We start from the raw sequence: 26,493 nt of genomic DNA on the forward strand, positions 1-26,493 counted from the left end.
GTTGGAGTTGAGGGAGATTATACCGCGTCCAAAACCCTGAGAGAGGGAAATCTGCTCCGGATGATAGGACGATTCTCTGTTAAAATCAGCCCAGTATTATATGAAAGTATGGAACGGCTGAACATGAAGGTCCTGATTATCACCACGGCATTCCCGCGCTGGATGGGCGATGGACGGGGCAACTTCGTCTATGAAGCCGCCCAAGCCATCAAGCGACAGGGCTGTCAGGTGCGGGTGATTGCCATGCATAACCCCGGCGCGAAGACCCACGAATGGATGGACGGCATCGAGGTCATCCGCCCGCGCTACCTGCCGGAGCGCTGGGAGATTCTGGCGAAAGACAGCGCCGGACTACCGCAGGCATGGCGCACCAATCCCTGGGCAAAACTGGCACTGCTTCCCTTCTTGGTGGTGCATACCCTCAACGTCCTGCGCTATGCTCCTCAGGCAGATATCCTGCACGCCAACTGGACGCTTTCGGGCATGGTCGCCTGGCTCACCCAACGGCTTCACCGCAAACCCTACGTGGTGACGGTACAGGGAAGCGACGTGTTTCAGGGGTTGAAAATTCCGCTGGTGCGTCAATTGTCCCTCTGGGCGTTAAAACATGCCCGATTCGTGTTTGCACTGAGCCACGCCCTGGCTCGAGAGGTACAGGAACTGGGCATCCAGGCAGATCAAATCAAAATTGTGCCCAATGGGGTGAATCTTGGCTCGATTCGCAACATCCTGCAAGAAGAATCGAGCCATGAGCCTGTGATTTTGTTTGTGGGGTCTTTATTCTGGCGCAAAGGGGTAACTCATCTTTTAGAAGCCTTTCATCAAATTTGCGGGGAGATCCCCGGATATCGCCTGGTATTTGTAGGCGAGGGAGATCAGCGAGAAATACTGGAACAGCGCACCCGCGAAACAGGGCTTGAAAATCGGGTCGTTTTTACCGGCAATTTACCGCATGATGACGTGATTCGCTGGATGCGCCTTGCCAGAGTGTTTGTATTGCCATCGGTAGAGGAAGGACAAGGGGTGGTGTTGCTGGAAGCCATGGCGTGTGGCACCCCTTGCGTTGGCTCAAATGTGGGAGGAATTCCCGACATTGTTACCCCGGAATGTGGCTGGCTTTTTGAACCGGAAAATGTCCAAGAATTAGCCAGCACCTTAAGAAATTCCATTCTGCAGAAAGAGGAATGGGAAGAAAAAAGTTACAACAGCCGAAATCGGGTAGAAAACATTTACGATTGGGATAAAATCGCTTTTTCCATTTTGAGGTATTACCAGGATGCTAAAGGAGAAAGATAGATGAAGCGCAATTATCAGGAAAACTTTTTTACATTGTACACTTCATTCCAGAGTCACGACCGCAGGCTAGAAAAGGGACGGAAAATTCATTACACCCTGACCCAATTCTGCAAAGGGGGGTTGCAAACCAAAACCTGCCTGGATGTGGGTTGTTCTGCGGGGGTGATCACCAGTTACTTGCGCCCCCTGTTCAATAAGATGATTGGTCTGGATTACGACCCGGTGGGGATGGGATTGATTACGCCCGAACAAAAGAAGGAGGTGGGGTTTACGCGCGGCGATGCCATGAATCTACCCTTCGAAGATGAAAGTGTGGATGTGGTCATTTGCGCTCAGGTATACGAGCATGTTCCGGACGATCAACGGTTGTTTCAGGAAATTGAACGGGTACTGAAGCCGAGTGGTATCGTGTTTTTCAGCGGGCCCAATAAATTATTCCCCATTGAACTGCACCATAACCTCCCCTTTTTACAATGGCTGCCGCCCAAATGGGCAAATCGTTATGTCAAGTTACTGGGAAAGGGTAATGAATTTTATGAGTACTCCCGCACACTGGGAGATTTACGCAAAGTCTTAAGTGGTTTTGATGTGTACGATGTCACCGTTCCGGTTCTGCGCTTCTTTGTGCATGAAAGACAGGGTATTAAGCGATTACTGTATCAGATTTTTGCACATGCGCCACGCTGGATAAAACATCTGGTGGCATGGTTAACGCCCAACTTTAACTGGATACTGGTGAAAAAAAACGATTCCAGTGTTCCCAGCCGGTACACCTTGGTTGAAACCCTCGATGAATGATTAAGAAATGGGTACGAATTCTGGGCTTGGGAATTGGGCTAACCATTTTCCTTTCCCAGATTTATCAATCCATTCTGTCCATTTCTACTCTGTCCATTCGCATGGATTGGGGATGGATGATTTTGGGATTCCTGGCAATGTTCTTGCTGATTGCCCTCCAGATTTTTATCTGGAAACAAATATTAAACGCCATGGAAATCCCTTTGGAATACCTGCAAATTGCCAAGGGCTATACGCTTTCCTTGATTCCTCGATACATTCCAGGAAGTGTATGGGGATATTTAAATCGCAGTGAATGGCTGAATGAACAGTACCACGTCCCCGTCTCGCAGGGAAATGTATCTTCCTTGCTGGAAGTCCTTCAAGTAATCCTGACAGCCTTCATGGCACTAATTATTTTTTCTGGAGTCTTATCAGGTTTTTCATTCTGGCGATTCTCTCTGGTTCTGCTTCTAGTCCTTCTACTGCCGATTTTGGTCTGGAAAATTCTCTCTCTTCCTTCCATTTTGCGAAACAGGTGGATCCCCTTCAAAATACGCCTTTCCAACTGGCTTATAGCAGTGTACTCAGGGCTAATTCAATGGGTGATTTTAGGACTCAGCACCATTTCTTTATTATTCGGAATTCAGGGAGTATTCCCTTTTGAGAGTCTCTCATTACAAAAAGGTGCACTGGTTTCTTTCTGCTACACGACTTCATGGCTGGCAGGTTTTTTTGTTCTTTTCATCCCCGGCGGCATGGGAATTCGAGAGTTATCCCTGTCTTTCTTCTTGACGCACCTGGTCAACGTTCCTGTGGGGTTCTCAACATGGATTGCCGTGCTTTCCCGTCTTTTGTATTCTCTTGCAGAATTGACCTGGATTTTTCTTTCCCTGCATTTGAAATCATCCCCCCAAAAGCGAATCAATCAAAAAGGGCTGACCTGAGGTCAGCCCTTTTGAACCAGCCAGCCCTGATTTTATGGAACCAGAGCGGTGTAAGCCATGAACTGGTCACCGTTTGGCGGGGTAATGTAAGTATTGGCAATATAGGCATGAACCGGTTGATCGGAGACGATCTTCAAAGAACCTTGCCACCCATCGGTGATTTCAGGCAGTTCGGTCGCCGAAAGGCGGAAATTGCGCACAATGCTGGACTCTGCCGGGATAGTGATGCCCGTGCGGACAATTGGTGTGCCGCCACCCGAAGGCGTGTAGGTCAGGGTGACCGTCGCGGGGTTGGTGGAGAGATTCTGAATGGTGATGGTGGTGGCAAAGCCGTTGCTGAGCCGTTTGGCAACCAGCGGCACGTAAGCAGTGGTACCCGTCGAGGAACCAGGGATGGCTTCATATGCCGCCTGATCCTTAGTGCTCACCCAGCGGTACATCACCAGCGCAACGACCTTCTTGCCAGAGGTCACCGAAACCTTGCATGAGCCCTGCCAGTTGGTGGGGAAATTGGTCGTATCCACCAGGGTATTGAAGGTGTAAGAACCTTTCACCGGAATGACCGTGGCGTTGGAAAGGGTCAGGGTGTTCGGACCTGTGTAGGCGGGATCCTTGGTGCAGTTCAACACCAGGTCACCCACAGCAATATCGGTAGTATCAAGATTCTGAATCGCCAGCGAGGTATTCAGGGAGTTGGTCAGGCGGGAATACAGCAATGGAACAAACCAGACCGAGTCAACCGATTCCTGGGGGAAACCACTGAAGGTCATCAGGCTGTCAGCGCCAAAGAACAGGTTTGACACCACCGCAACCTGTCCGCCAGCCGTAGTGACAGAAACCTCGGCTGAACCATACCAGTTGGTGGGGAGATTGGTCTCATCCGAAATGTCGTAGGTGTAGGTAGCTTTGGGAGCAATACCAGTGATGGTCTTGGTGTAGTCGGGGGTAGTATCACCTACCTGGGTCAGTGCAACCTGTACATCAATAGCCGCAGAGCCTATGTTCTGAATCATGATCTGGGAATTGGCAGTACCGGTTGCCGAAGTTCCCTGACGAGCCACCAGCGGCACATAGGCTTTCGCTGTTCCAGCGGTGAAGCCCTTGTAAGCGCCAGAGGTGGGCACGCCACTGCGGTTGATCAACTGCACCAGAGCACCCAAAGGCTGAGTGGCAGAGATCACCACCGAGCCCTGTCCAGGGGTCAGGGTATCGAAATACTGCCGAACAATCCACTGACCACCATCTGCCGGAATGTTTGCTGTGGTATAGGAAGACCCTGTCCATGGAGTACCATCGGGTTTCACGTAATCCACAACCACATCCGCAGAACTGCTTCCCAGATTCACCAGAGTGAAGTTGGTGGAAAGCGATTTGGTGGTGGCGGCGGCTGAGGCGCTGGTAACCAGCACCAGTGTTAAGATCAATACCGCCGAGAGCAAGGAAACGAGTGACTTTTTCAACATAACCAATCCTCCTTCGGATCTAAAGGCTATGATAAGAATATCTGAATTAACCCCGTCATTTCAATAATCCGTTGGTATTATTCCAAAAAACAGTCTGCTTTCTTTCTCAGATGATAAAGAATCATGTAAAATCAATCCGAAAGAAAGGCTCTCTAAAATCTCGTAAAGGAATGATTATGAAATTCCGAGTTTCCCTGCTGCTCTTCATGGCTTTTCTCCTGCTGGTTTCGGCGTGCTCTCCAGCGCAAAAGACTTCTCCCTCTCCCTCCACTGAGGGCTATCCAACCATGGGATATCAGGGCATGGAAGGGTACGCCCCCCCTGAAAATTCTTCCTTTGAAATCCCTGCAGGAAATGTTCCTGCACCCGTTCCCGATGAAGGAAAAGCCTCTCTGAGTGGAGTCCTGTACCAGAAGTCTCATTCTGCCGTGCTGACAAAATTTTCCTTATACCTTACCCCTGCGCAGGGGGAAAACCGCGACCAACCCCCTCCTATTCTCGCCGGACCGCTGGCAGATAAAGGGGATATTCCCACAACTTCAAATGAAAAAGGGGAATTTTTCTTCAACAACCTGGAGCCGGGCAACTACTTCCTGGTGGTTTCTCTGGGATACGATTACGAACTCGCGGTGAAGTCACTGGATGATGCAACTCCCATGCTTATCCGCCTGGAGCCCAATCAGCAACTTTCTCTGGGAACCGTGATTATTCCCTGAGAGATTTCCCCCTCTCATAATCCTGCGCACGGACGCGGTAGAGCACTTCTTCTAGAATCTTGCGGTTGAAGGCAATCAGGTCTGCCACCAGCCCGATCATCAGCGTTTGGAAGCCGATGATCGCCAGGATGGCGGCGAGGAGACGCTGTAACAAACTTGGTGGAGAAAGGGAAAAAAAGGAAGGGATCCTGTAAGATATTGATATCACAACTCCAGGAGCCCTTCCATGAAGATTATACTCCAACTGCCACAGGTAAAACGAAAAAAGCCTGCTCGTCCGAAGCGCTGTCCATATTGTCAGGGGGAGACATTCCAGCGATGGGGAGTGGAGAAAAGGCGCATCGAGGATGTCAAAGTTCGTCATGTCGAGGTGGTGAGGTATCGATGCACACGGTGCAGGCGCACCTTTCGGGACTATCCGGAGGGGGTAGGCAATGGACGGCACAGTGAACGGTTGAAGAAATTGAGTGTGATCCTGTGGTCACTGGGATTGAGTTATCGCAGGGTAGCCGGGGTGTTGAGGATCTTTGGGCTGAGGCTCAGTCATATGAGCGGGTGGCGGCATGTACAGGCAGAGGGGGAAAAGTTGATGGGGGAATTGAAATGGAAAAGCGTGCGGGTGGTGGGGGTAGATGGAGCCTGGGTGGGAGGCAAAGGAGTGATGGTGGCGGTGGATCTGGGAGATGGTAGTCTGCTGGAGGTTGCCGAGGTAGACGAGAAAGACAGCCGGGCTCTGTTCACCTGGCTGAAACGGTTGAAAGAGATGCATGACATCGGCGCCATCGTGAGCGATGATCTGGCGATCTACAAGCAACTGACCGATGAACTGGAGATAGGGCATCAGGTCTGTCAGTTTCATGTGCGGCGCTGGGTAAAGCATGCTTTGAAGGGGTTACAGGCTGAGTTGGATCCAGCCTGGCAGGGGGTGCTTGAAAAGGTCGAGGAAATCCTGCGCGACCTGCCATTGCATGGAGACCGCCTCTTACACCGCCTGTGGAAATCCCTGCCGGGCAGGAGTACACCACCGGAAGGAAAACGCACGCCCCTGGAAAAACTCCGCGACCTGATCCTGCGCTTATCGCGTGATTGGCAACGCTATGTGGCTTTCTATGCTGATGTGGGTATTCCCTGGACCAATAATCGCACGGAACAGATGATTGGCAGGCTCAAGAGCCGCGCCCAGCAAGCCAGGCGATATAAAACCACCGCCGGGTTGCTCCGCGGAAGCACAGTTGCCTGTCAGTTCTGGGCATGAGCCCTCCCGTAATTCCCTCCTCTCCCCCCGTCTTCTCTCTTCCTTCCTTTTTTCGAAAATTCGCCCACCAATTTTGTTACAGTCTCGGCGAGGATAAGGGATTGCACCTGGGCGACGGGTTCTCCCAGCACATAGCGCAGGATGACGAAGCGCAGTCCCAGCCCCACCGCCGCCAGCAGAAGCACTCCCCCCACCAGGGTAAATACCCGCAGGGGACGGTGCATGGAATACGAGCGCACGATGGTAATGCCCGAATTGCGCAGGTAATCGGTGATACTGCGGATGAGGCGCGATGGGCGCGTGGGCGGATTGGTGCGGATGGGCACCGACATCACCGCCAGGGGGCTGTTGCCCGCCTGGATGAGCGTTTCCAGCGTGTACGAGTAGTCCGAAAGCACCAGCGTGCGCAGGGCGGCTTCGCGCGTCAGGGCGCGGAAACCGCTGGTGGCGTCGGGGATAGACAGCCCTGCCGCCTGCGAAACCACGCGACTGCCCCATACCTGCAAGCGCCGTTTGAGCGGGGCAAAATGCTCCAGCGTGGCAACCCCGCGGTCGCCAATGACCAAGTCGGCTTTGCCTTCGAGAATGGGGCGCAGAAGGGTGGGAATGTCCTCGGCGCTGTACTGGTTATCGGCATCGGTGTTGAGGATGACATCCGCGCCTGCACGCAGGCAAGCATCCAGCCCGGCGGCAAAGGCTTTTGCCAGCCCGCTGTGCTTGCGCAGGCGCACCACGTGATCCGCACCCGCGGCGCGGGCTACCTCGGCAGTATTGTCCTGACTGCCGTCATCCACGATCAGAATTTCGACCACGTCAAAGCCCTCAATGTGGCGCGGCAAAAGGCTCAGCGTGTGCGGCAGAACCTCGGCTTCGTTGTAGCAGGGAATTTGAATGATCAGTTTCATGGCAACGCCGATAGTATACCACAGAGCCTCTCCCGGCTGACACCCATCCTGACCTTGTGGATAGAATCCCTGAATCTGTGGATAACTCCCCAAAAATCTGTGGAAAACCCCCAGAAATCTGTGGAAAACTGTGGAGAATCGGGGGATGAATCGGGGATGAGCGGGGGATAACCCTCTAACCAGTTTTTTACCACCAGAATCTCTCTGCGGAATTTTCTGAACCGGCTCACCGTGCGCCAGGAGGGCGGCTGAGCCTGCCAAAACTGAACCATGCCGAAGACGGCGCACCCCTTGGCATTCCTCGGGGTGCGCCCATTTTCTTCGCGCCTTTACGGTTTCCCTTATCCGTGCCTCTGGACAGGATGCCCCTGTGCGCTTTCACTCCCGCGGGGTGTTGCTCACCCAGTAGGGGTAGGGCGGTTCTTTCTCGCTCACCCGATCCAGTTCCGCCATCTCCTCATCGCTCAATTGCCAGCCGGTCGCCCCCAGGTTGGTCTCCAGGTGCTCCAGCGAGCGCACGCCGATAATTGGCGCAGTGACCCCCGGCTTCTGCAACAGCCAGCGCAGAGCCACCTGCGCGGGGTGCTTGCCCAACCGCTGGGCAATGGCGTACAGCGCATCCAGCACGCTCCAGGTGTGCTCGGTGTTGTACTTTTCCCAGCGCTCGCTCCAGTTCTGGCGCGAGGCTTCGTCCACCCGCGAGCCTTCCGGCGGCGCCTGCATCCCGCGGTGATATTTACCGCTCAGCCAACCGCCGCGCAGCGGACTCCACGGCAGAATTGCCAGCCCTTCGTTCTGACACACCGGCACCAGTTCCCACTCCAGTTCGCGATCCAGCAGGTTGTAGAGCGGTTGCAGGGAGACGAAAGCTTCCCAGCCGTTCATCAGGCTCACGTCAATGGCTTTCTGCAATTGCCAGCCGGAGTAATTGCTCGCCCCGATGTAGCGCACCTTGCCCTGCTCCACCAGCCGATTCAGCGTGGAGAGCGTCTCTTCCAGCGGGGTGGCGCTGTCCCAGGCATGCACCTGATACAGATCAATGTAATCGGTTTGCAGGCGGCGCAGGCTGTCTTCCACCGCCGCCAGGATGTGCTTGCGGCTCAGCCCCACCTCGTTGACGCCCTCCCCCATGGGGAAGCGCACCTTGGTGGCAATCACCCAGTCCTCGCGGCGCTTACCCTTCAGCCATTTGCCCACAATTTCTTCGGAAATGCCGCGGCTGTACACATTTGCCGTATCGATGAAGTTGCCGCCCACCTCGGCAAAACGATCCAGGATGGGGTAACTTTCCTCTTCAGGAGTTTCGCGCCCAAAGGTCATCGCCCCCAGACACAGTTCCGAGACTTTCATCCCGCTTCTGCCTAAAAATCGGTACTCCATGGTTCACCTCCTGTTTACAGGATACATTATGGCACAGAATGGGCGAGGTGTAGTGCCCTCACTGCGTCCCTCTCGACGGATTTCGACACGGCTTTCCCCCTTCGCGTCCTTCGCGCCTTTGCGGTGATTTTCAACCGCACAGCGTCCCCCAAAGAGATGTTGAGCCATTAAACGGGCAGTGGAAATTCCCCCGTTTTCGGGGTAAAATTACCCTGACATCTTTTAAGGTAGGTAAATGCTATGGCTGTACGAACGATTGTCACAGTACCCGACCCGGTACTGCGGCGCAAAGCCAAAAAGGTCACGACTTTCGACAAAGATTTACAGGTACTGATTGACGACATGATTGAAACCATGCGCGCCGCCCCCGGCGTGGGACTGGCGGCGCCGCAGGTGGGCGTCTCCCAGCGCGTGATTGTGGTGGAATACGGCGAGGGCGAAGAAGAGGACGAGAACGTCCCCAAAAAACTGTACGCGGTGGTCAACCCGGAGATTGTCGAAGCCTCGCCCGAGAGGGTCACCGGCGTGGAAGGCTGTCTCTCCATCCCCCGCATGATGGGCGAAGTCGAGCGCCACGAGCGCATCGTCGTCAAAGGGCTGAACCGCTACGGCAAACCCGTCAAGTACAAACTTTCCGGCTGGACGGCGCGCATCTTCCAGCACGAAATTGACCACCTGGAAGGCATCCTCTACACCGACCGCGCGACCAGCGTGTGGATTCCCAAAGAGGAAGAGGAAGTCCAGGACAACGTGTAGGCGTCTGCATGCACCTCACCCATCTCTCGCTGACCCATTTTCGCCTGTTTGCCCGCCTGGATATGGAACTCCCCAGGCGGACATTATTGCTGGTCGGCGAGAACGCCCAGGGCAAGACCAGTTTGCTGGAAGCCATCTACTACCTGGCAACCTTCACCTCACTGCACGCCTCGCTGGACCGCCAGATCGTCTCGTTTGCCGCGGCGCGCGAACCGCTGGCAGTGGCGCGCATCGTGGGCGATTTTGAGCGAGAAGGACGGGCGCATCGCCTGGAAGTGCGCCTGATTCTGGAAGCCAACGGCGGTTTCCCGCCGGCGCGTTTTCGCAAAGAGATTCTGCTGGACGGCGTCAAGCGCACCGCTCAGGAAGCCACCGGCGCGCTCACCGCAGTGATGTTCCTGCCCGATATGACCCACATCCTGGACGGCTCGCCCGAAGAGCGCCGCCGTTACCTCAACCTGGCGCTGGCGCAAGCCGTGCCCGGCTATGCTCAAGCCCTCACCGACTACACCCGCGCGCTGGAACAGCGCAACGCCCTGCTCAAACTGCTTCAGGAACGCAGTGCCGACCCCGCCCAATTAGCCTACTGGGATACTTTACTGGCGGAAAAAGGCGCTTTCATTCTGCACGCACGCATTGCCGCCATTGCCGAACTGGAGCGCCTCGCCGCGCGCATCCACAACCGTTTGACCGGCGGGACAGAAGTCCTGCAGTTTGTCTATCTGCCCGCCTATGACCCCCTGCCGCACCCCGAAGGGCAGTATGCTCTGCCCATCCTCACCCCCATGGACCGCGGCGGCTTCAGTCTGACACAACTGCGCGAGGGCTTTTTACAACGCCTGAGCGACCTGCGCTCAGAGGAAATTGCCCGCGGCGTGACCACCATCGGACCGCACCGCGATGAACTGCGCTTCCTCTCCAACGGCGTGGATTTGGGCGACTACGGCTCACGCGGGCAATTGCGCACCACCCTGCTCTCACTCAAAATGGCAGAAGCCCGCTGGATGAAAGAGCGCACGGGCGAGTTCCCCATCCTCTTGCTGGACGAGATTCTTGCCGAACTGGACGACCGCCGCCGCGCCGACCTGCTGGATGCGCTGGATGATTTCGAACAAGCCGTGCTCACCACCACCGACCTGAAACTGTTTGCCCCGCCGTTTCTGTCTCGTTGCACCGTGTGGCGCGTGACCCAGGGGGTGGTACAGACAGAATCCCCTCAACAGGGGGAGCAACTTTCTCCCTCTCTCTGAGATTTTCAATCAGTTTGTGTTAGAATTTATCTATCACTTTCAGAAGGTGCGCCTGGTGAAAGGGCGCTTTTTTTATTTTTTTATGAACCTGTCCGATTTTTTTCTGGAGAGCAATCCGCTCTCTGCCATCTTTCATAACCCGCGCGTAGGCATTGCCATCGTCAATTCCGACCTGCGTTTTCTTTTTGTCAACGACCACTTTGCCGACTTAATGCATCTCTCCAACGCCGCCCTGCTCCAGCGCTCCGAAGGGGAAATCACCGTTTGGGGAGATGTGGAAAATTCCCTGACACTGTTCCGCCAGTTATTCAGCGGTGAAATTCTGCACTTTTCCCTGCTCAAACGCTATCAGTCCGACATCGGCGGGGCGTTCGTGGTAGAACTCACCGCCACTCCGCTGAAGGATATGAACGGCAATATCAACGGCGCATTCATGGTCATTGTGCCGCTTTCGGCGCGAGAATTGCCGTACAACACCCCCTACCCTGAAGACTGGTATCGCCAGGTGCTCAACGGCTCGCCCGACACGATTGCCATCACCGATTTGAACGGCGTGATTCTGTTTGCCTCATCGGCGGCGGTGAAAATGTTCGGCTATCCCGACCCGCGCTACGCGCTGGGTAAATCCCTGCTGGCTTTTATCTACCCCGAAGACCGCGAGCGAGCACTCCAGGATTTTCGGACGATCCTGGAAGGGAACAGCCCCGCCGCAGTGGAATACCGTGGGGTGCGCGCCGATGGTTCACTGTTTTTCTTTGAGGTGCACGGCAGTATCCTGCGCGATGAACAGGGCGCGCCTCAACAGATGATCTTTGTCCTGCGCGATGTCACCCAACGCCACCGCGCCGAAAACGACCGCCAGCAGCGCATCCGCGAACTGGAAGCCATCAACGCCACCATGGTGGACATGACCACCGAACTGGACTTACAGCGCCTGCTGGAAGCCATCGTTGAACGGGTGGCGCTCTTGCTCGGCGCGCTGGAAAGCAACGTAGCCCTCTACGACCCCGACAGCCGCTCTCTGCGGATGGTTGCCGCCTACCCCCCGCGTCTGCAGGATGACCACCCCAGCGTTCCTCTGGGACAGGGCATCATCGGCAAAGCCGCCCAATCTCGAAAGACTCTGCTGGTGGAAGATGTCTCGGTCTGGGAAACCTCATCTGCGCACGGAAACGCCTTTCGCACCTGGATTGCCGTGCCTTTGCTTCACAAGCATGAACTGCTGGGCGTGGTCACGGTCAGCGCCGATCCCAGCCAGCGCCGTTTCAGCACCGACGACCTGCGCCTCATCGAGATGTTTGCTCAATCCGCCGCCATTGCCATCCAGAATGCTACCCTCTTCAGCGAGGTGCAGCGCCTGGCACGGCTGGATTCGCTTACAGGAGCGCTGAACCGCCGCAGTTTCTACGACCAGGGTCAGCACGAAATCCAGCGCGCCCAACGCTACCACAGCCCGCTCAGTTTGATTATGCTGGACGTGGATCACTTCAAACAGGTCAACGACCGCTACGGTCACCTGGCGGGAGATGAGGCACTCAAAGCGGTGGTGCAGACGTGTCTTGCCCAGGTGCGCCAGGCAGACTGGGTAGGGCGTTTTGGCGGCGAGGAATTTGTCATCCTGCTCCCCGAAACCAGCCTTGAGGGTGCGCTGGCTATGGCTCAGCGCCTGTGTACCGCAGTGGAGACCCTGCGTTTTCCCGGCAGAGATGAGCGCATGTGCATCACCATCAGCGTGGGGGTGGCAGAACGCACTCTCGAAATGACGCAGGTGGAACAATTGCTCAACGCCGCCGATGAAGCCCTCTACCGCGCCAAAGCCATGGGGCGCAACCGCGTTTCGGCGTAAGAACAATACAACTGAGACACATTTCTTTCCCTGAGTAAGCGTATAATTAAGGAAGTCAAGCCCTTTTGCGGCTGTTCCTTTTCTTCCCCTTTCTTCTCAATGGAGTATCCATGAGCACTTTTGAAGACCTTTTTTCGGGGGTGAATTTTAAAAGCACCGTCACCCGTTACTGTCAGCAGATTGGCTGGAAGGTTGCCGAGGTGGATGACCGCCACGCCATGCTCAAATTCACCATGGAGTCGGGGCGCAATCAGGTGCTGTGGATTTTGCGCTACGACAAGACGCTGGAGTTTTCTGTCCCCAGTATGGCGCAGTTTGACCGCGAAGAGGATATCCCTCATTTTCTTTCCACCGTGCTGATGCGGCGCAGTTCGCAGAAGAAAATCGGTTTCTGGTGCATTGAAGAGATTAACGGGCGCTTTATCTACTCGTGCATGCATAACGCCGAAATCCAGTTGATGGATATTCCCTACTTCCGCGATGTGGTGGTGGCGCTCATCTCCGAGTGTGATGAGTTCGAGGGAATTTTGCTGGATATGCTCAACCGGCAATAAAGGCGCATCACCGACCTCTCCGAAGCCTGATGGAGGGAGGTATGAATACCAACAAGCGCGTTTTTACCCGACTCAGCCTCGGGTTTTCCATCCTCTGGGCATTCAGCGGACTTGCCAGTATTCTGCTGGGATGGATGCTGAGTTGGGGATTGATGTTGATCGCGCGCGGGATTTTTGGAGATTACATTTATGTGAACGGCGTCCGCCACATTACCGAGGATTACTTTTTTTCGTGGGTCTTTTTCCCCCTGATAGGACTGCTTCAGGGCGGCATCCAGGCGCTGATTCTCCGCGAGGTGCACCCCCGTCCGGGCTTGTGGGCGCTGGTCACCCCTGCGGGGTGGATTGCCGGGTTCATCGTCCTGCGCGTGGTATCCGAGTGGTTTTTTACCCGATGGACATCTTCAGAAAACTCCCCGTTTTACCTTTTGATTGTCTTTTTTACACTGGGAGTGTGCATCAGCCTGGCTCAGTGGCTTGTCCTGCGGCGCTGGGCGGCGCGGGCGGGGTGGTGGGTGCTGTTCAGCACGCTGGGCTGGGTGATTCTGCCCCTCTTTTCGGGAGAGTCCTTTAGCAGTGTGCTGGAACTGTTGCTCATCGGTTTACTGCCGAGCGTGGTTTGTCTGCCGGCGTTCTGGTTGATGTTCGACCGTGAACACAACGGACAGGCAGAGGCGCTTGCGTAGGGGTTCGGCGCAAAGGTCGCAAAGAGGGGGCGTGTCGTCCCAAGCGAGCGCAGGCAGTGCGGCGACCTCTCGCCAAGCCCTTCCCTCCCCAAACCTCAGGGCGCACCGTGCAGTCGCAGCGACACGGCTGTGTGTCATTGCGAGCAATCTCCTGGAGAGCCTCATCCCTCTGCCAGCCGTGCAGGGGGTTGCTTCGCCTCTTCGGCATGGCTCGGGGTACGCTGGCTTCGACTGGCTCAGCCATGAAAAAAAGCCGTCCCCCCGGGATGTCCTCGACAGGCGCGGACACCAAGGGGAACGGCAGGCATTCTATTCAAATGCCGTCTCTTTACACCGGCGCGAGCGTTCCAAACCAGATGAGCCACGCCAGCACGGTCTTGGCGACCAGGCTCAGCACGATGTACACGCGCTCTCCAAAGAGATAATCGCGCCATTTGCCCACTTTCTTATACTGCAAAACCATGTTGACGGCAAAGATGTTGAACATGACGAACAGCGTCGGCACGATGGCATAGACGAAGGCGGGGGGTTTGGCATCGCCGGAGTTGACCGCGCCCACAAAGTACAGGAAGATGACAATCCACGGCACAATCCCCGCCAGACTGCCGTAAATGAACGCCATCCAGTCGGTTTTGGCGGTGTACTGGTTATGCTCTTCCATGAGGATGCCGAACAGGTTCATCATGGCGTTGATGCCGAAGATGACGATGAGCGTGCCTAAGTCCCAGATGCCCACCAGCATGCCGATCAGCACAACCATCAGCGAGGAACTGAGGGCATACTCGTAAAAGCGGATGGGGTTCTTGCCCTTTTTGAGATTCTCCACGTAGCGGTTGTAGCCGATGGTGGAGAGGTAGAAGTGCGCCACCGCCGAAATCAGCAGGAAAAGCGCCACTGCCGGGCCGAAAGGCAGTTCATAGAGCAGTTGCGGATTGGGCTTGAGGCTGAAGGTGGTGCGGTCAAAGGTCAGGTAGTTGGTGAAAATGGGGTAGGTGCGGTCGTTGCTGACCACCCACATGAAGATGCCCTGAATGAGGTGCAGAAAGCCCATGATGAGGTTGAAGCGGCGCAGTCCCGCAAAGGTGACGGGCTTGGCAGGTGCGGACTGCTGAACGGATGAAGTTTCCATGAAAAAATAACTCCTTGATCTGTACGGAATTGGGTTCATAAAGTCCAGGCTTTATCTGTTCTTGATTGTACAGGCAGAGAATTGGGATGTAAAAACTTTGTATAATGTTTTGGAAATTCTGCTTGCATGCCCTCAGGCACGGTTGACAAGCCCTGTTGAGGGATGCGCAGGCTTTGGCGCGCTCAGCGTGCGGAGGGTTTCACCGCAAAGGCGCAAAGGACGCTAAGGGAAGGGTGTACCCCGGCGAACTCGCCAAGCGGGTTTCAGCCAGCGGCTTCGCCGTCCTGCGCCGCGGCTTGCAAGCCCCTCAGCCCCAGCGCCACCATCCAGCCGGTAGAAACGATGAAATAGCCCGAAAGGAACACCGCTTCCATGAGATAACCCGCCGCGGGCAGGAAAAGCACCGCCAGCGCCAGTTTGCCCAGCATCGCCAGGAAACTGATGCGCAGAGCCTGATCGGCTTTGCCCTGCGAAAGCAACAGCAGACGACTCCAGAAGAAGGTATTGGCAACCCCGTAACCCACCAGAAGAATCATCAGCACGGGCAGGGCGGGCAGATACTCGGCTTTGTAGAGTTGAAAAGTGCGCCCGAAGAGGGCAATCGGGCTGAACAACAGGGCTTCGCCAAACAGCGCCAGTCCCGCGCCTGCCAGCACGCTCCAGCCCCCGGCGATGAAACTCACCCGCCGCAGCAGGTTCTTCAGGCGCATCCACTCCCGCGCCGCCCACGCGCGGGTGATTTCGGGGTAAGTCGTGCCAATGAAGGGGTTGATGGGCATAATCAGCAGGTTGACTACCTGCAGGGCAATCTTGTAGTACCCGGCAATCTGCGGACCGAAGAAGAAACCCACCAGCGGCACTTCGCTGTCGCGGGCAATCAGGTTAATGGTGCCGCTGAAGTTGGTGCTGATGCCAAAGCGCACCAGTTCCTTCCACGGCGGCAACAGCGCAAAGGATGCCCGCCACCAGTCCCTGCCCAGCACGTGCCCCGCCCAGTAAAGCGCCAGCCCCACCGGTCCCAGCCCGAGGATGACCTTGCCCAGCAGGTACGCCCATAACACTTCCAGCAGACCGCCGCCGGTGAGCGCGGCATGCACGATGATGAGCGCCACCAGCACGCTCTGCGCCAGGTTGATGAGCGCCTGACTGCGGAAATGCCCGGTCACCTGCAGGACGCCGGTGGACGTTTCGTTGACCAGGTTGGCGAGGATAGACCCGCCGTACAGGATGAAAAGCGGGGTCAGGCTGGCATCTTTGGCGAAGTAACGCGCCCCAACCGGCGCCAGCGCCAGCAGGGCAAGGAAGGCAAACAGCGATGCCGCACCTTCAATCAGCGCGGCGGCTTTGACCACGGCGGCGGCGCGGGCTTTATCGCGCTGAGCCAGGGCTTCGCCCATGTAGCGCACCACCACATCGTTCATGCGGAAGGAAAACAGGCGGTTGACGTCGGTGACGAAACCGGTGAGGATGCCCAGCGTGCCGAACACGCTGGCGCCCAGCAGGTTGGCGGTGACGATGCCCAGCACCGCGGCAATGACGTTGCTGATGAACAGGTAAGCCGAGTTGCGCACCACCCGCCTCAGCAGGCGGTCTTCGGCAAAGGCGCGCGCCCGCCCCCACAGGCGGGTAATCAGTCGGTGAGGATGTCCTTCGCCCACGAACGCTCCGCCATGTACCAGTCCACCAGCCGGCGCATGCCCTCATCCAGCCCCACCTGCGGCTCCCAGCCCAGCAGGGCGCGGGCTTTGCTCACATCGGCTTGATTGGCGAGCATATCGGCGCGGTGCGCCGGGTGGCGCACCACCTGCGCCTTGCGTCCGATGTACTGCTCCAGCCGGGCAATCATCTGATTGATGGTGATGACCTCATGCCCGCCCAGATTGATGATTTCAAATCCCAGCGGCTTCAGCCCCAGAAGGGTGCCGCGGGCAATGTCGTCCACGTAGGTAAAGCCGCGCGACTGCTCGCCGTCGCCGTTGAGATGCACCGGACGCCCTTCGGTAATCCACTGGGTAAAGCGGAACATGACCATGTCGGGACGTCCTGCCGGTCCGTACACGGTGAAATAACGGAAGATGGTCACATCCAGCCCGTAGAGGAAATGGTAGGCGTGGCAGAGGGCTTCGGCGCCCTTCTTGCTGGCGGAGTAAGGCTGAAGAGGGCGGTCGCTGGGAGCGTCTTCGGGGGTGGGCAGGGGAGCATTCTCGCCGTAGATGCTGGACGTGGACGCCAGAATGAACTTGTTCACCCCGTAGCGGCGGGCGGCTTCCAGCAGGTTGAGCGTGCCGGTGATGTTGGTCTCCACGAACACCCAGGGGTCTTCCACCGAGGCGCGCACGCCTGCCCGAGCCGCCAGATTGATGATGCCGTCCAGCGGCGCGCTGGCTTGCACCAGCGCATCCACCCCGCGCCGGTCGCTGATATCCATGCCGTGAAAGGTGAAGTTCTCGCGCGGGAGCAGGCGGTTCAGGCGGTAGTGCTTGAGGCGCACGTCGTAGGCGGTGCAGAGATTGTCCACCCCAATCACTTCATCGCCCCGTTCCAAGAGCATTTCGCACACGCGGGCGGCAATGAACCCCGCCGCGCCGGTGACCAGATAGCGCGCCATTACAGCCTCACCACCCTGGGATGATTCTTGCCCGCCGCGCCGAGGGCGTTGCGCGTGTCCACAATCAACTGCGCCGCATCCAGAATGGCGGGGTAGTCGTACACCTTGTGGTTGGTGACGATGACCACCGCATCCGCCCAGCGCACCGCGCTCATCAGGTCGGGTTCGGAGCGCATCTCCCAGCCGTCATGCTGGAAGTGGGGAATGTATGGGTCGTGGTAGCGCACCTCGGCGCCCTTTTGCTGGAGCAGGTGGATGACATCCAGCGCCGGGCTTTCGCGCATGTCGTCAATATCGGGCTTGTAAGCCACCCCCAGGACGAGGATTTTACTGCCCTTCACCGGCTTGCCGCGGTCGTTGAGGGCATCCTGCACCTTGCCCACGGCGAAGCGCGGCATGTTGGTGTTGATTTCCGATGCCAGTTCGATGAAGCGGGCGTTGTAGTTGAGGGCTTTCATCTTCCACGAGAGGTACAGCGGGTCAATCGGGATGCAGTGCCCGCCCAGACCGGGTCCGGGGGTAAATTTCATAAAACCAAAGGGCTTGGTGGCGGCGGCGTCAATCACTTCCCACACGTCCACGCCCAGGCGGTCGCACATGATCGCCAGTTCGTTGACCAGCCCGATGTTAATCATGCGGAAGGTGTTTTCCAGCAGTTTTGCCAGTTCGGCAACCTCGGTGGACGAGACACGCACCACCGTATCCAGGGCTTGGGCATACCACGCCGCGGCAACGTCCGAGCAGTTCTCGGTGATACCCCCCACCACCTTGGGGGTGTTCTTGGTGGTCCAGTCCTTGCGCCCGGGGTCCACCCGTTCGGGCGAAAAGGCAATGAAGATGTCCTCGCCGGCTTTGAGGTTGGAAGCGCCCGTCAGGCGCGGCAGGACCATCTCCCGCGTGGTGCCGGGGTAGGTGGACGATTCCAGCACCACCACCATGCCGGGATGCACGTAGGGCGCCAACCCGTCGGTGGCGGAGATAATGTACGAGAGATCGGGGTCGCCGGTTTTGCGCAGGGGGGTAGGCACGCAGATGCTCACCGCATCGGCTTCGCGGCACACCGAAAAGTCGGTGGTGGCGTCCAGTTTACCGGCTTTGACCAGCGCCGCCACCGTCTCGGACGGCACGTCCAGCACGTAACTTTCGCCGCGGCGGATTTTCTCCACCTTCTCAGGGACAAGGTCCACGCCGATCACCTGAAAGCCGGCTTCGGCAAAGACGGTTGCCAGCGGCAGTCCCACATAGCCCAGCCCCAGCACGGCTACTTTCGCGGTGCGGTTCTGGAACTTTTCCAGCAGTTGCTCTTTGGTGCTCATGGCAATACAATCCCCCCTTCTAGAATAATGAGAGTTGAGTGGGTTGATCTTTCGCCGGGGTCTCCCCGGTTTTTTCTTCTACTGCTATCGGCTTCTCCGCCGCCTGCATACGCTGACGGGCCGCCTGCACGTACTCGCTCAGGCGGGCAAAGTCGCGCTCCACACTGGCTTTGAGCGAGGGCTGATGCAGTGCCGCGGCGGGGTGGAACATGGGCACAATCAGCCGGCCGTTGCGCCAGAAAGACTGCCCATGCACCTCGCTGATTTTGACCCCCGGCAGGAATTTTGCCATGGAGAAGCGCCCCAGGGTGACAATCACCTTGGGGCTGATGGCTTCAATCTGCCGCTCCAGGTAGGCGTTGCAGGCTTCCAGTTCCTCGGGTTGCGGGTCGCGGTTGCCCGGCGGGCGGCACTTCACCACGTTGGTGATGAACACGTCTTTGCGGGCAATGCCGCATTTTTCCAGCAGTTCATCCAGAAACTTGCCCGCCGCGCCCACGAAGGGACGTCCCTGCTCGTTTTCGTAAAAGCCGGGTCCTTCGCCAATCATCATGATTTCTGCCTGCGCGGGACCTTCGCCCGGCACGGCTTTCTTGCGCGAGTAGTGCAGTTGACAGCGTTTGCATTCGCTGACCTGTTGGGCAATCTCTTTCAGGATTTGATCGGGTTGCACCTCTCACCTCCACTTGGGTTGGGTTCTGCCCTATCCGCCATCCGCCGGAGCACCTCTTCATCCAGCGGTTTGAGGCTCATCAACAGGGCATCTTCCTGATTGTCCTGATAATACTTCGGGCGCACCCCCTCCACCCGAAAGCCAAAAGACTCATACAGGCGTTGCGCGGCGGTGTTGCTCCGCCGCACTTCCAGAAACGCCATGCGCGCCCCGCGGCGATAGCCTTCTTGCAAGCCCTCCATCAGCAAACGGCAGGCAATGCCCATGCGCCGGAAATCGGGATGCACAGCGATGGTGGCGATGTGGACTTCGTCGAGGATGATCCAGTTGACCATCATGCCAACAATGCGTCGCGAGCCGTCGGGGAAAAGCGCCTCGGCAACCCACGGCGAGGAGGCCGTGTTTTCGGTGACCTCGAAACGGTAACTGCGCTCGGACCACGGCAAACGGAACGAGAGCACGTCCAGGGCGTGCACCTCGGGGATATCCTCCACCTGCATCGGACGAATGCGAATCTCCGCCGGAGTCACGACGGAATGACCTCCCCCACATGAAGGTAAATGGGCGCCAGACTGATGGGGTCGTCCACCTTGCCGGCCTGAAAGCGCTCCCAAGCCAGTTCTGCCAGGAACGAGGGGCGGCGGGTGGAGAGCGCCGGAGATGCCAGCAGGACGTTGCCACGCTTGCGCTTGAGCAGGTCGCGTTCTTCGGGGGTCAGTTCACCCGCCACTAAGGTAGGTTCCTGAATCTGCTCCGCCAGCGCCGCCGCGGTGATGATTTGCGGCTCGCCCTGGGCTTTCCAGCGCCCCTTGACCGCACGGTACCACACCAGCGCTAGCCTGCCGCGCCCGGCTTGCAGGACGGCGGCAAGGGGAAATTCCTGCACGGGCAGGGCTTCGGCAAGGAAATCCAGCGTGGGAATGCCGACAATGGGCTTGCGCAGGGTCAGCGCCATGCCCTTGACCAGCGCCAGCCCGATGCGCAGGCTGGTGAACGAACCGGGTCCCAGCGCGGCGGCAAAGCAGTCAATTTGCTCCATGCGCGCCCCCGACTGCTCCAGCAGGCGCTGAATGGCGGGGGCGGTCTCCACGGTGTGATGTCCGCGGGTCAGCCAGGTCATCTCGCCGAGCACGCGCGCGCCGTCGTAGAGCGCCAGCCCGGTCCACTGTGTCGAGGTATCCACTGCCAGCAGAAGGCTCATACCCTCACCACCTTCTGGCGAAATTCGTTGAGCAGGGCATCGTAACGTGTGCCGCGGCTCTGAAAGAGCAGATGGCGCTGTTCCTCTTCAACATAGCGCAGGGAGACCCACAAACACTCCGCAGGAAGCGCGGGCTGAATGTGTTCGGGCCATTCGACCACCAGCACGCCGCATTCCAGCATACGCTCAAAGTCCAGTTCTTCGGCTTCTTCCACGTTGGTCAGGCGGTAAGCGTCCAGATGAAAGAGACAGGCGCCATCGGCGCGGCGGTACTCGTTGACGAGGATAAAGGTGGGGCTGGAAACGGGATCGAGCGAGCCCCAGCCCTGCGCCATGCCCTGCACCAGGGTGGTCTTGCCGCTCCCCAGGTCGCCGGAGAGGCAAACCAGGTCGCCTACATTTAAGAGCATGCCCAGACGACCGCCCAGGCGGCGGGTCTGCTCGGCACTGCGGCTGAAGAACTCGAAAGTGCGCGCGTCCAGAATCGGCATGGTCAAATTATAGCACGGGGCGCGCCCTTCGGCACGGCTCGGCAAACACATCCGCCCCCCAGGCAACGCCGAGGGGGCGTTAAAGCACTCACCACCGCCAGAGCGGGAAGGACAGGTGCAATACTCTGTATACTGGTCTTAGTCTCTTTTCATCTCCTGTCGGACTTCGTAAATCTCTCCCGGCTCATTCACAAACGTTGCTTCGTAATCCTTCCGGCTCAGAACAGTATCAAAGAGACCAATATCTTCGCCCTCGTGCTTGTTGATGCCCATATAGACCAGACTGGGGTCTTCGTAGCGCTTGAATTTGTACACCGCATCGTTCATCAGGGCACTGTTGAACACACCCAGGCTCACCAAGAGTTCAAAGTCTTTCACCGTCAAGCCGGTTACCCGCTTGAATAATTCCGGCTCTAACTGGGTGATAACATCACGCAGGGTACGCTCGCGGTAATCGGTAAGGTACAGAAAGATTGGAATTCTTGTGGCAAACTTGATGAGTTTTTCTTGAATTTGCTTGCGCAGGCTTTTGTACTCTCGTTCTTCTTCGCTGATCTGCTTCTTTTTTGCGGGGGAGAGTTCACGGTCATTGGCTTCGCGCTTGACCTTCTTAACGGCTTCGGATTTGTTGATGATAGTCTCAATATCCTGATTCAGGTTGCGGAAACCTTCAATACTCATCAAGGCTTTCATGGCTTGCTCATTTGCCATCAACCGCCTCAGGGTGTCGTTATCCACATTGACCAGAAGCGCGCTCTCCCAGCGGCGAGCCAGCAGAGTAGCAGTGGTGCCGCTCATAGCCATCTCCAGCACGCCAGCGGCGTCAATCTGCCGCATGGAACTGCCGTCGTAAGCCAGAACAGGCAGGAAGTGGATGAATTCCTCAACCTTCTTTTCCGGATCGTCTTCATTAACATTGAGACGGCAACTGTATTCAGCAATTTGGCGCAGGGCGCGGTCGGGAGCAAAGTCAAAAACGTAGCATTCCGGTTTGAGGATCAATTCTTCGTTTGGCGAAAGCCCATCGGGATTCTTGAGCGTCCAGGGGCTTTGCACGCGGAAAGCCGCCTGGAAGTAGGTTTCAGGGCTTGAGGAGTTGCGCAGCATGAAAATGCCAGACCATGGGCGCACGGTAACGCCAGTGGTCAATTTGCCACAGGTCAGGGTAATGGTCTTGGTCTCCAGCGGGTTACCCATTGCCTCCAACACAGGGGGCAAAGCCGCCACACCGATACCTGCTGAAGCGCCTGCCGCCACAATCACCTTGTAATCTTGATAGAATTTATTTTGCCGTTTTGCAAGCAGATTGCGCATCGCGTAACAGGAAGCCACGCTGGGCAGAAACCACAGGGTGTGAGAAAGCACAGAGAGCAAACGCACATCCGAATAAGGCAGGGGCGGACGGCGGTCGCGGCCCAGTTTCAGTTCATCAATGCTGGCGGTAAGGTAAGCGCCGCGAATCAAATCCAGCCATTTTTGAACCTCATCCTCATATTTAAAATGAGCATTATCGCCCACTCCCTCAGCAGAGAAGAACTCATTCAAATCGAACTCATTGAACTCACCCTGCAAGGCAACTTGACGAATTTCCTCGGGCAGTTGATAGGTCATCAATACCATGCGCGGCAGGGCGGCATAGGGGTTATTTGGACCTTTCCACTCTTCCTTGGCGCGCTGTTCATCGGAATAGGTCCAGTTATAAATCTGCTCTTCGATAAACTCGCCCGTGGCAATGGCGCGGAACGGAGTGCCGGAGAGGTAGAGGTAGTGATTGGCGGTAATGGGCAAAATTTCTTCGTCAAAATAGTCTATGGCTTCCCCTTCCGCGGCTTTGCGTTCCTGTTCATCCTCTGCCTCAAACAGGTCTTTGGCTTTCTCGCGCCAGGCACCGTAGTGGTATTCGTCGAAGATCACACAGTCCCAATGGGTGGCATGCACCCATTCGTTTTTGGTCTTGATGCCGCCGGTGCTGGGGTTGCGCCCCAGGTAATCCTGAAAGGAGCCGAAGCAGACGATGGGGCTGTTTTTGTCCGCCGTCTCCCACGTGACGGCGCCGCCAGGTTTGATGAATTGCCAGCCTTCGAAATCCACATGCGTTCGCAGATCTTCCTCCCAGGCGCTCTGCACGGCAGGCTTGAAGGTAATCACGAGAATCTTCTTCCAGCCCATGCGCTTTGCCAGTTGATAGGCGGCAAAGGTCTTGCCAAAGCGCATTTTGCAGTTCCACAGGAAATGCGGCGGCTTGCCATTTTCGCGGCGATAATTTTGGAAGTAAGCCATTGTCTTCTGAATAGCCGCTTCCTGTTCGGGGCGCAAGCCAAAGTTTTCACTGCGCTGTTCTTCCAGCAGTTGTCCGGTGCGCACGGCATGGATTGCCGTTTTGACCTGTTCCACTGTACAGCGGAACCATTCTCCGCCTTCCTGACGAACCCTGTTGATGCGAAGCATGCGGTGCACATCATGGTCGGTAAAGGTTGTGCCGTCGTTGCGAATGGCGGACTCTTCCAGCACAATGCGGTAAGGGACCGGCCCGGGACGCCGGGTGGGGTACTGTTCGGCTACACGTTCCTGAACGCTTTTGGTGGTATAGCCGATCTTGAGCAAACCCTTATACTGCGGGTTCGTGTCCTCATAGGCATAAATTTTGGGCGCAACTTTGGGGCGTGAGGGGAAGAAGTCACTCATCGGTGGGCTCCTCGGTTTGCTCATCATTTTCGCTATTTACAGACATTGGGCGTACCATCTTTTCGATAAAGGCAATTTCTTCTTCAGTCAGATGATATTTTTGATACAATTCTGCATCTGTCCAGGGTTTACTAAAGTTTTGTATAGGGACAAAATGGTAAACTTTTTGTGTCGCATCTTGAGTTGACTTGTTCAACATAACTAAAAATCTAAAAAAACGTGTCTTAATATAACTAATCACATTTTTAGCTGTTTGAATATCATCAAAAGGACCAATGCACAGATAAGTTTCTGTACATGCAGTATTTGGCATTCCTAATATAGGTCTATTTATAATCTGGTGGGGAAATTCTTCTCCAGCGCCATATGCTCTTGAAATGAATACTTTGTATCTATCAATCCAATCAATATTTTGGGATATTTCGTTTCGTTCGATATACCCAACGCCACCGTTTTGATACAACATTACAGCACCCTCAAATGGCTGTGTCTTTCCAGTATAATTTGTTGGAAATCCAAATGGTTTCCGTGCACTAACAAACACTTTGAAGGATGGCTCGGACCATTTGCGCACTTTTTCCAAAATAGGAATAGATTCGTTATATCGAATAAACGTATCGGCATCAGGTTCAAGCAAAGGACGCTCACAGACAGTAGTATTCCCTTTCAAATAATTGAACACATTGCAATTTCCATGATTGTCACGATCCCATTTGAAGTAACAAATTCCTCCCTTGATTTGTACGCCGGGAAACACCTCAGTAGCATCAGGAAAATCGTGAATCTCACGAATTCTGTCATCGTTTAGCATTTCACTGCGAAAATCATCCAGCCCTTTGCCTCCTGAATACCATCTTGCCGGAATAACCATAACCAGATACCGCGGGTTGAGTTTTTTTGCCTGAGCGACAAAGTGGTGATAAATGGGTGAAGCGCTTCTGCCATAGCCCCCATCACTCAACTGGTAGGGTGGATTGCCGATAATGACATCGAATTTCATATTGAAAATCTCCTCAGGGCGGTTGGTATGGATAAACTCATAAGCATGCGTTTCCAATTCCGGACCACGATTGTAATTTTCCTGGTTTGCGCCGCAGTAAACACAGCGCCCATCCTGCCAGGTGTGTTCAATGCGCCGGTAGCGGATATTGCCCTCGGGCGTATCAAAAGCAGTTACTACCGAATATTTGCCGTTCGCAGTTTTGGAGCAGTAGAGTGAGCGGCGGGACATCAGCCCAGTCAGTTCGGTGATGGCAATGCCGAAAATCTGGCGCGTCATGATGTGGTTGATGCGCTCCTGGCGGTCGGGAATCCGGCTTTCCAAGCCCTTGTCCAGCCGTCTGGCAATTTCGCGCAAAAACACCCCCGATTTACAGCACGGGTCCAGGAAGCGGGCATTGGGGTCTTGCCACAATTCCTGGGGCAGTAAGTCGAGCATTTGATTCGCCAGCGCCGGCGGGGTAAAGACCTCGTCGCTGGAAAGGTTTGCCAGGCAAGAAAGCACATCCGGGTTGTAATTAGTCATCGTAGGCATGGGCTATCTCCAAAAAATGCACAGGTGGGTAATCCTTCACTGGTTCGGGGATAAATACTTTCTCCCCTCTGTCCGAAACAAGCGTCTTGTTTACCTCAAGAAGCGAGTCTGTTTTCTCTTTAACTTGGAGCAATTCATGAAAGGCAAAATCCCGCCGTTTCATCAGGCTTCCATGAACCAAGGACCATTCGGAAAAAATAATCGGCTGGGGATGCTCGCCAACCGTTTTGAGCGAGAGCGCATCGCCGTGGATGATGTTGCGTTTCAAGATATAGCGCACCGTCTCACGGCAAGCGGCTTTAGTTTTTGCGCCAAAGCGGGCAGTGTAAAATGTATCAAAAGTTTGATAAAGACGCTGGCGGCATTCGGCGGCGTTATCCTCCAAAATATCAATGCCATACAGCGAAGACACCGCCAATACAGCATAGCGTTCATAGTCCAGTTGACTTCTGGCGTAGCGTTTTTCAACCACCTGAAGTTTTCGCCGTAACACTTGCACAAGAAAATTTCCCGTACCGCAGGCGGGTTCAAGGAAACGAGAGTCAATCCGCTCAGTCTCCTGCTTCACAAGGTCAAGCATCGCGTCAACAATGTGCGGCGGAGTCAACACCTCGCCATAATCGGCAACGCGCTGTTTGGATTTAATAAGTTCTTTCATCGTTCCTTGTCTATCAGATCAAGGGGTTTACTGGTTTTTATCCGGTTTCCTATTCCATGAATATTTACCATACAATCTACAGAAAAGAGCGTTCAACCGCCCTTCAAAAACTTTACCAGGAAAAAAAACTATTTGCTTTATTATTATATTCACTTTCGCCTTCTTTCCCGCTGAAAATCCCCCTCACCCCAACAAACAAACATCGCCCAGCAAAGGCTGAGCGATATCTTCAGCGGAGAGGGTGGGATTCGAATAACATCCCCCTGCGGGGACCCACGGTGGCACTTCAATTCCAAAAAAAGGCGGAGAGGGTGGGATTCGAATAACATCCCCCCTGCGGGGACCCACGGTGGCGCTTCACTTCCAA

Annotated in this window: 25 protein-coding genes; 10 read left to right on the forward strand and 15 right to left on the reverse strand. The window is 55.9% G+C overall.

Features of this window, described 5'->3' with window-relative positions; genetic code table 11:
• Positions 1-123 precede the first annotated feature (123 nt).
• From ANT_RS15690 to ANT_RS15700, 3 genes are read left to right on the forward strand one after another with little or no spacing between them, the layout of a single operon-like run.
• Entirely contained in the window at positions 124-1,296 is a 1,173-nt protein-coding gene (locus ANT_RS15690) for a glycosyltransferase (protein ID WP_041455103.1), read from the forward strand.
• Positions 1,297-2,094 carry a class I SAM-dependent methyltransferase gene (locus ANT_RS16740; RefSeq protein WP_013561514.1) on the forward strand — a complete coding sequence of 266 codons (798 nt, stop codon included), beginning with the start codon at positions 1,297-1,299 and terminating at the stop codon, positions 2,092-2,094.
• The gene (locus tag ANT_RS15700) at positions 2,091-3,020 is read left to right on the forward strand and encodes a lysylphosphatidylglycerol synthase domain-containing protein (RefSeq protein ID WP_013561515.1); all 930 of its coding nucleotides are present in this window, start codon (positions 2,091-2,093) and stop codon (positions 3,018-3,020) included. The genes ANT_RS16740 and ANT_RS15700 overlap by 4 nt, the downstream gene beginning before the upstream one ends.
• Positions 3,021-3,052: 32 nt before the next feature.
• On the opposite strand, the gene ANT_RS15705 is transcribed toward ANT_RS15700, so the two are convergent.
• Entirely contained in the window at positions 3,053-4,483 is a 1,431-nt protein-coding gene (locus tag ANT_RS15705; RefSeq protein WP_013561516.1) for a hypothetical protein, read from the reverse strand.
• A gap of 176 nt (positions 4,484-4,659) precedes the next feature.
• On the opposite strand from ANT_RS15705, the gene ANT_RS15710 reads away from it, so the two are divergent.
• Positions 4,660-5,199: a peptidase associated/transthyretin-like domain-containing protein gene (locus ANT_RS15710; protein ID WP_013561517.1), complete on the forward strand. Its 540-nt coding sequence runs from the start codon at positions 4,660-4,662 to the stop codon at positions 5,197-5,199.
• Here ANT_RS15710 and ANT_RS17520 read toward each other — a convergent pair.
• Positions 5,189-5,353, reverse strand: coding sequence for a hypothetical protein (locus ANT_RS17520; RefSeq protein WP_155818202.1), 165 nt, complete (start codon positions 5,351-5,353; stop codon positions 5,189-5,191). The two genes, ANT_RS15710 and ANT_RS17520, sit on opposite strands and share 11 nt — an antisense overlap.
• Before the next feature lie 72 nt (positions 5,354-5,425).
• Between ANT_RS17520 and ANT_RS15715 the strand changes: the two genes are divergently transcribed.
• Complete coding sequence (locus ANT_RS15715) at positions 5,426-6,454, forward strand: IS66 family transposase (protein WP_013558534.1); 1,029 nt, start codon at positions 5,426-5,428, stop codon at positions 6,452-6,454.
• Here ANT_RS15715 and ANT_RS15720 read toward each other — a convergent pair.
• Together ANT_RS15720 and ANT_RS15725 are read right to left on the reverse strand one after the other, a co-directional pair.
• Positions 6,439-7,359, reverse strand: a complete 921-nt coding sequence (locus ANT_RS15720) for a glycosyltransferase family 2 protein (protein ID WP_081460314.1) — start codon at positions 7,357-7,359, stop codon at positions 6,439-6,441. The genes ANT_RS15715 and ANT_RS15720 overlap by 16 nt on opposite strands.
• Before the next feature lie 378 nt (positions 7,360-7,737).
• Complete coding sequence (locus ANT_RS15725) at positions 7,738-8,739, reverse strand: aldo/keto reductase (RefSeq protein ID WP_013561518.1); 1,002 nt, start codon at positions 8,737-8,739, stop codon at positions 7,738-7,740.
• Positions 8,740-8,979: 240 nt separating this feature from the next.
• Between ANT_RS15725 and def the strand changes: the two genes are divergently transcribed.
• The 5 genes from def (at position 8,980) to ANT_RS15750 (ending at position 13,831) form a co-directional block, all read left to right on the forward strand.
• Positions 8,980-9,495, forward strand: a complete 516-nt coding sequence (gene def / locus ANT_RS15730; RefSeq protein ID WP_013561519.1) for a peptide deformylase — start codon at positions 8,980-8,982, stop codon at positions 9,493-9,495.
• Between the two features lie 8 nt (positions 9,496-9,503).
• Entirely contained in the window at positions 9,504-10,745 is a 1,242-nt protein-coding gene (recF, locus tag ANT_RS15735) for a DNA replication/repair protein RecF (protein WP_013561520.1), read from the forward strand.
• 82 nt (positions 10,746-10,827) lie between these two features.
• Complete coding sequence (locus tag ANT_RS15740; protein WP_155818205.1) at positions 10,828-12,591, forward strand: GGDEF domain-containing protein; 1,764 nt, start codon at positions 10,828-10,830, stop codon at positions 12,589-12,591.
• Positions 12,592-12,701: 110 nt separating this feature from the next.
• The gene (locus ANT_RS15745; protein WP_013561522.1) at positions 12,702-13,145 is read left to right on the forward strand and encodes a hypothetical protein; all 444 of its coding nucleotides are present in this window, start codon (positions 12,702-12,704) and stop codon (positions 13,143-13,145) included.
• Positions 13,146-13,186: 41 nt separating this feature from the next.
• On the forward strand, positions 13,187-13,831 hold the full coding sequence (locus ANT_RS15750) for a hypothetical protein (RefSeq protein ID WP_013561523.1): 645 nt from the start codon (positions 13,187-13,189) through the stop codon (positions 13,829-13,831).
• 328 nt (positions 13,832-14,159) lie between these two features.
• Here the strand turns inward: ANT_RS15750 and heR are convergent, their stop codons facing one another.
• The 11 genes from heR to ANT_RS15805 form a co-directional block, all read right to left on the reverse strand.
• Complete coding sequence (gene heR, locus ANT_RS15755) at positions 14,160-14,960, reverse strand: heliorhodopsin HeR (protein WP_013561524.1); 801 nt, start codon at positions 14,958-14,960, stop codon at positions 14,160-14,162.
• Between the two features lie 263 nt (positions 14,961-15,223).
• Positions 15,224-16,618: an oligosaccharide flippase family protein gene (locus ANT_RS15760; RefSeq protein WP_013561525.1), complete on the reverse strand. Its 1,395-nt coding sequence runs from the start codon at positions 16,616-16,618 to the stop codon at positions 15,224-15,226.
• Positions 16,591-17,568 carry an SDR family NAD(P)-dependent oxidoreductase gene (locus tag ANT_RS15765; protein WP_013561526.1) on the reverse strand — a complete coding sequence of 326 codons (978 nt, stop codon included), beginning with the start codon at positions 17,566-17,568 and terminating at the stop codon, positions 16,591-16,593. The genes ANT_RS15760 and ANT_RS15765 overlap by 28 nt, the downstream gene beginning before the upstream one ends.
• On the reverse strand, positions 17,568-18,884 hold the full coding sequence (locus ANT_RS15770; protein ID WP_013561527.1) for a nucleotide sugar dehydrogenase: 1,317 nt from the start codon (positions 18,882-18,884) through the stop codon (positions 17,568-17,570). The genes ANT_RS15765 and ANT_RS15770 overlap by 1 nt, the downstream gene beginning before the upstream one ends.
• A 19-nt stretch (positions 18,885-18,903) precedes the next feature.
• Positions 18,904-19,557, reverse strand: coding sequence for a uracil-DNA glycosylase (locus ANT_RS15775; RefSeq protein WP_013561528.1), 654 nt, complete (start codon positions 19,555-19,557; stop codon positions 18,904-18,906).
• Positions 19,536-20,087 (reverse strand): ribosomal protein S18-alanine N-acetyltransferase, encoded by a 552-nt coding sequence (rimI, locus tag ANT_RS15780; protein WP_013561529.1) that lies wholly within the window; start codon positions 20,085-20,087, stop codon positions 19,536-19,538. The genes ANT_RS15775 and rimI overlap by 22 nt, the downstream gene beginning before the upstream one ends.
• Positions 20,084-20,758 carry a tRNA (adenosine(37)-N6)-threonylcarbamoyltransferase complex dimerization subunit type 1 TsaB gene (tsaB, locus tag ANT_RS15785; RefSeq protein WP_013561530.1) on the reverse strand — a complete coding sequence of 225 codons (675 nt, stop codon included), beginning with the start codon at positions 20,756-20,758 and terminating at the stop codon, positions 20,084-20,086. The genes rimI and tsaB overlap by 4 nt, the downstream gene beginning before the upstream one ends.
• Positions 20,755-21,249 (reverse strand): tRNA (adenosine(37)-N6)-threonylcarbamoyltransferase complex ATPase subunit type 1 TsaE, encoded by a 495-nt coding sequence (tsaE, locus tag ANT_RS15790; protein ID WP_041455804.1) that lies wholly within the window; start codon positions 21,247-21,249, stop codon positions 20,755-20,757. Before tsaE ends, tsaB begins: the two co-directional genes overlap by 4 nt.
• 138 nt (positions 21,250-21,387) lie before the next feature.
• Positions 21,388-23,934: a DEAD/DEAH box helicase gene (locus ANT_RS15795; protein ID WP_013561532.1), complete on the reverse strand. Its 2,547-nt coding sequence runs from the start codon at positions 23,932-23,934 to the stop codon at positions 21,388-21,390.
• Entirely contained in the window at positions 23,927-25,468 is a 1,542-nt protein-coding gene (locus ANT_RS15800) for an Eco57I restriction-modification methylase domain-containing protein (protein WP_013561533.1), read from the reverse strand. The genes ANT_RS15795 and ANT_RS15800 overlap by 8 nt, the downstream gene beginning before the upstream one ends.
• Positions 25,452-26,126, reverse strand: a complete 675-nt coding sequence (locus ANT_RS15805; RefSeq protein WP_013561534.1) for a DNA methyltransferase — start codon at positions 26,124-26,126, stop codon at positions 25,452-25,454. The genes ANT_RS15800 and ANT_RS15805 overlap by 17 nt, the downstream gene beginning before the upstream one ends.
• Positions 26,127-26,493 lie beyond the last annotated feature (367 nt).

Origin of the sequence: Anaerolinea thermophila UNI-1 (assembly GCF_000199675.1) — a bacterium.
Lineage (GTDB): Bacteria > Chloroflexota > Anaerolineae > Anaerolineales > Anaerolineaceae > Anaerolinea > Anaerolinea thermophila.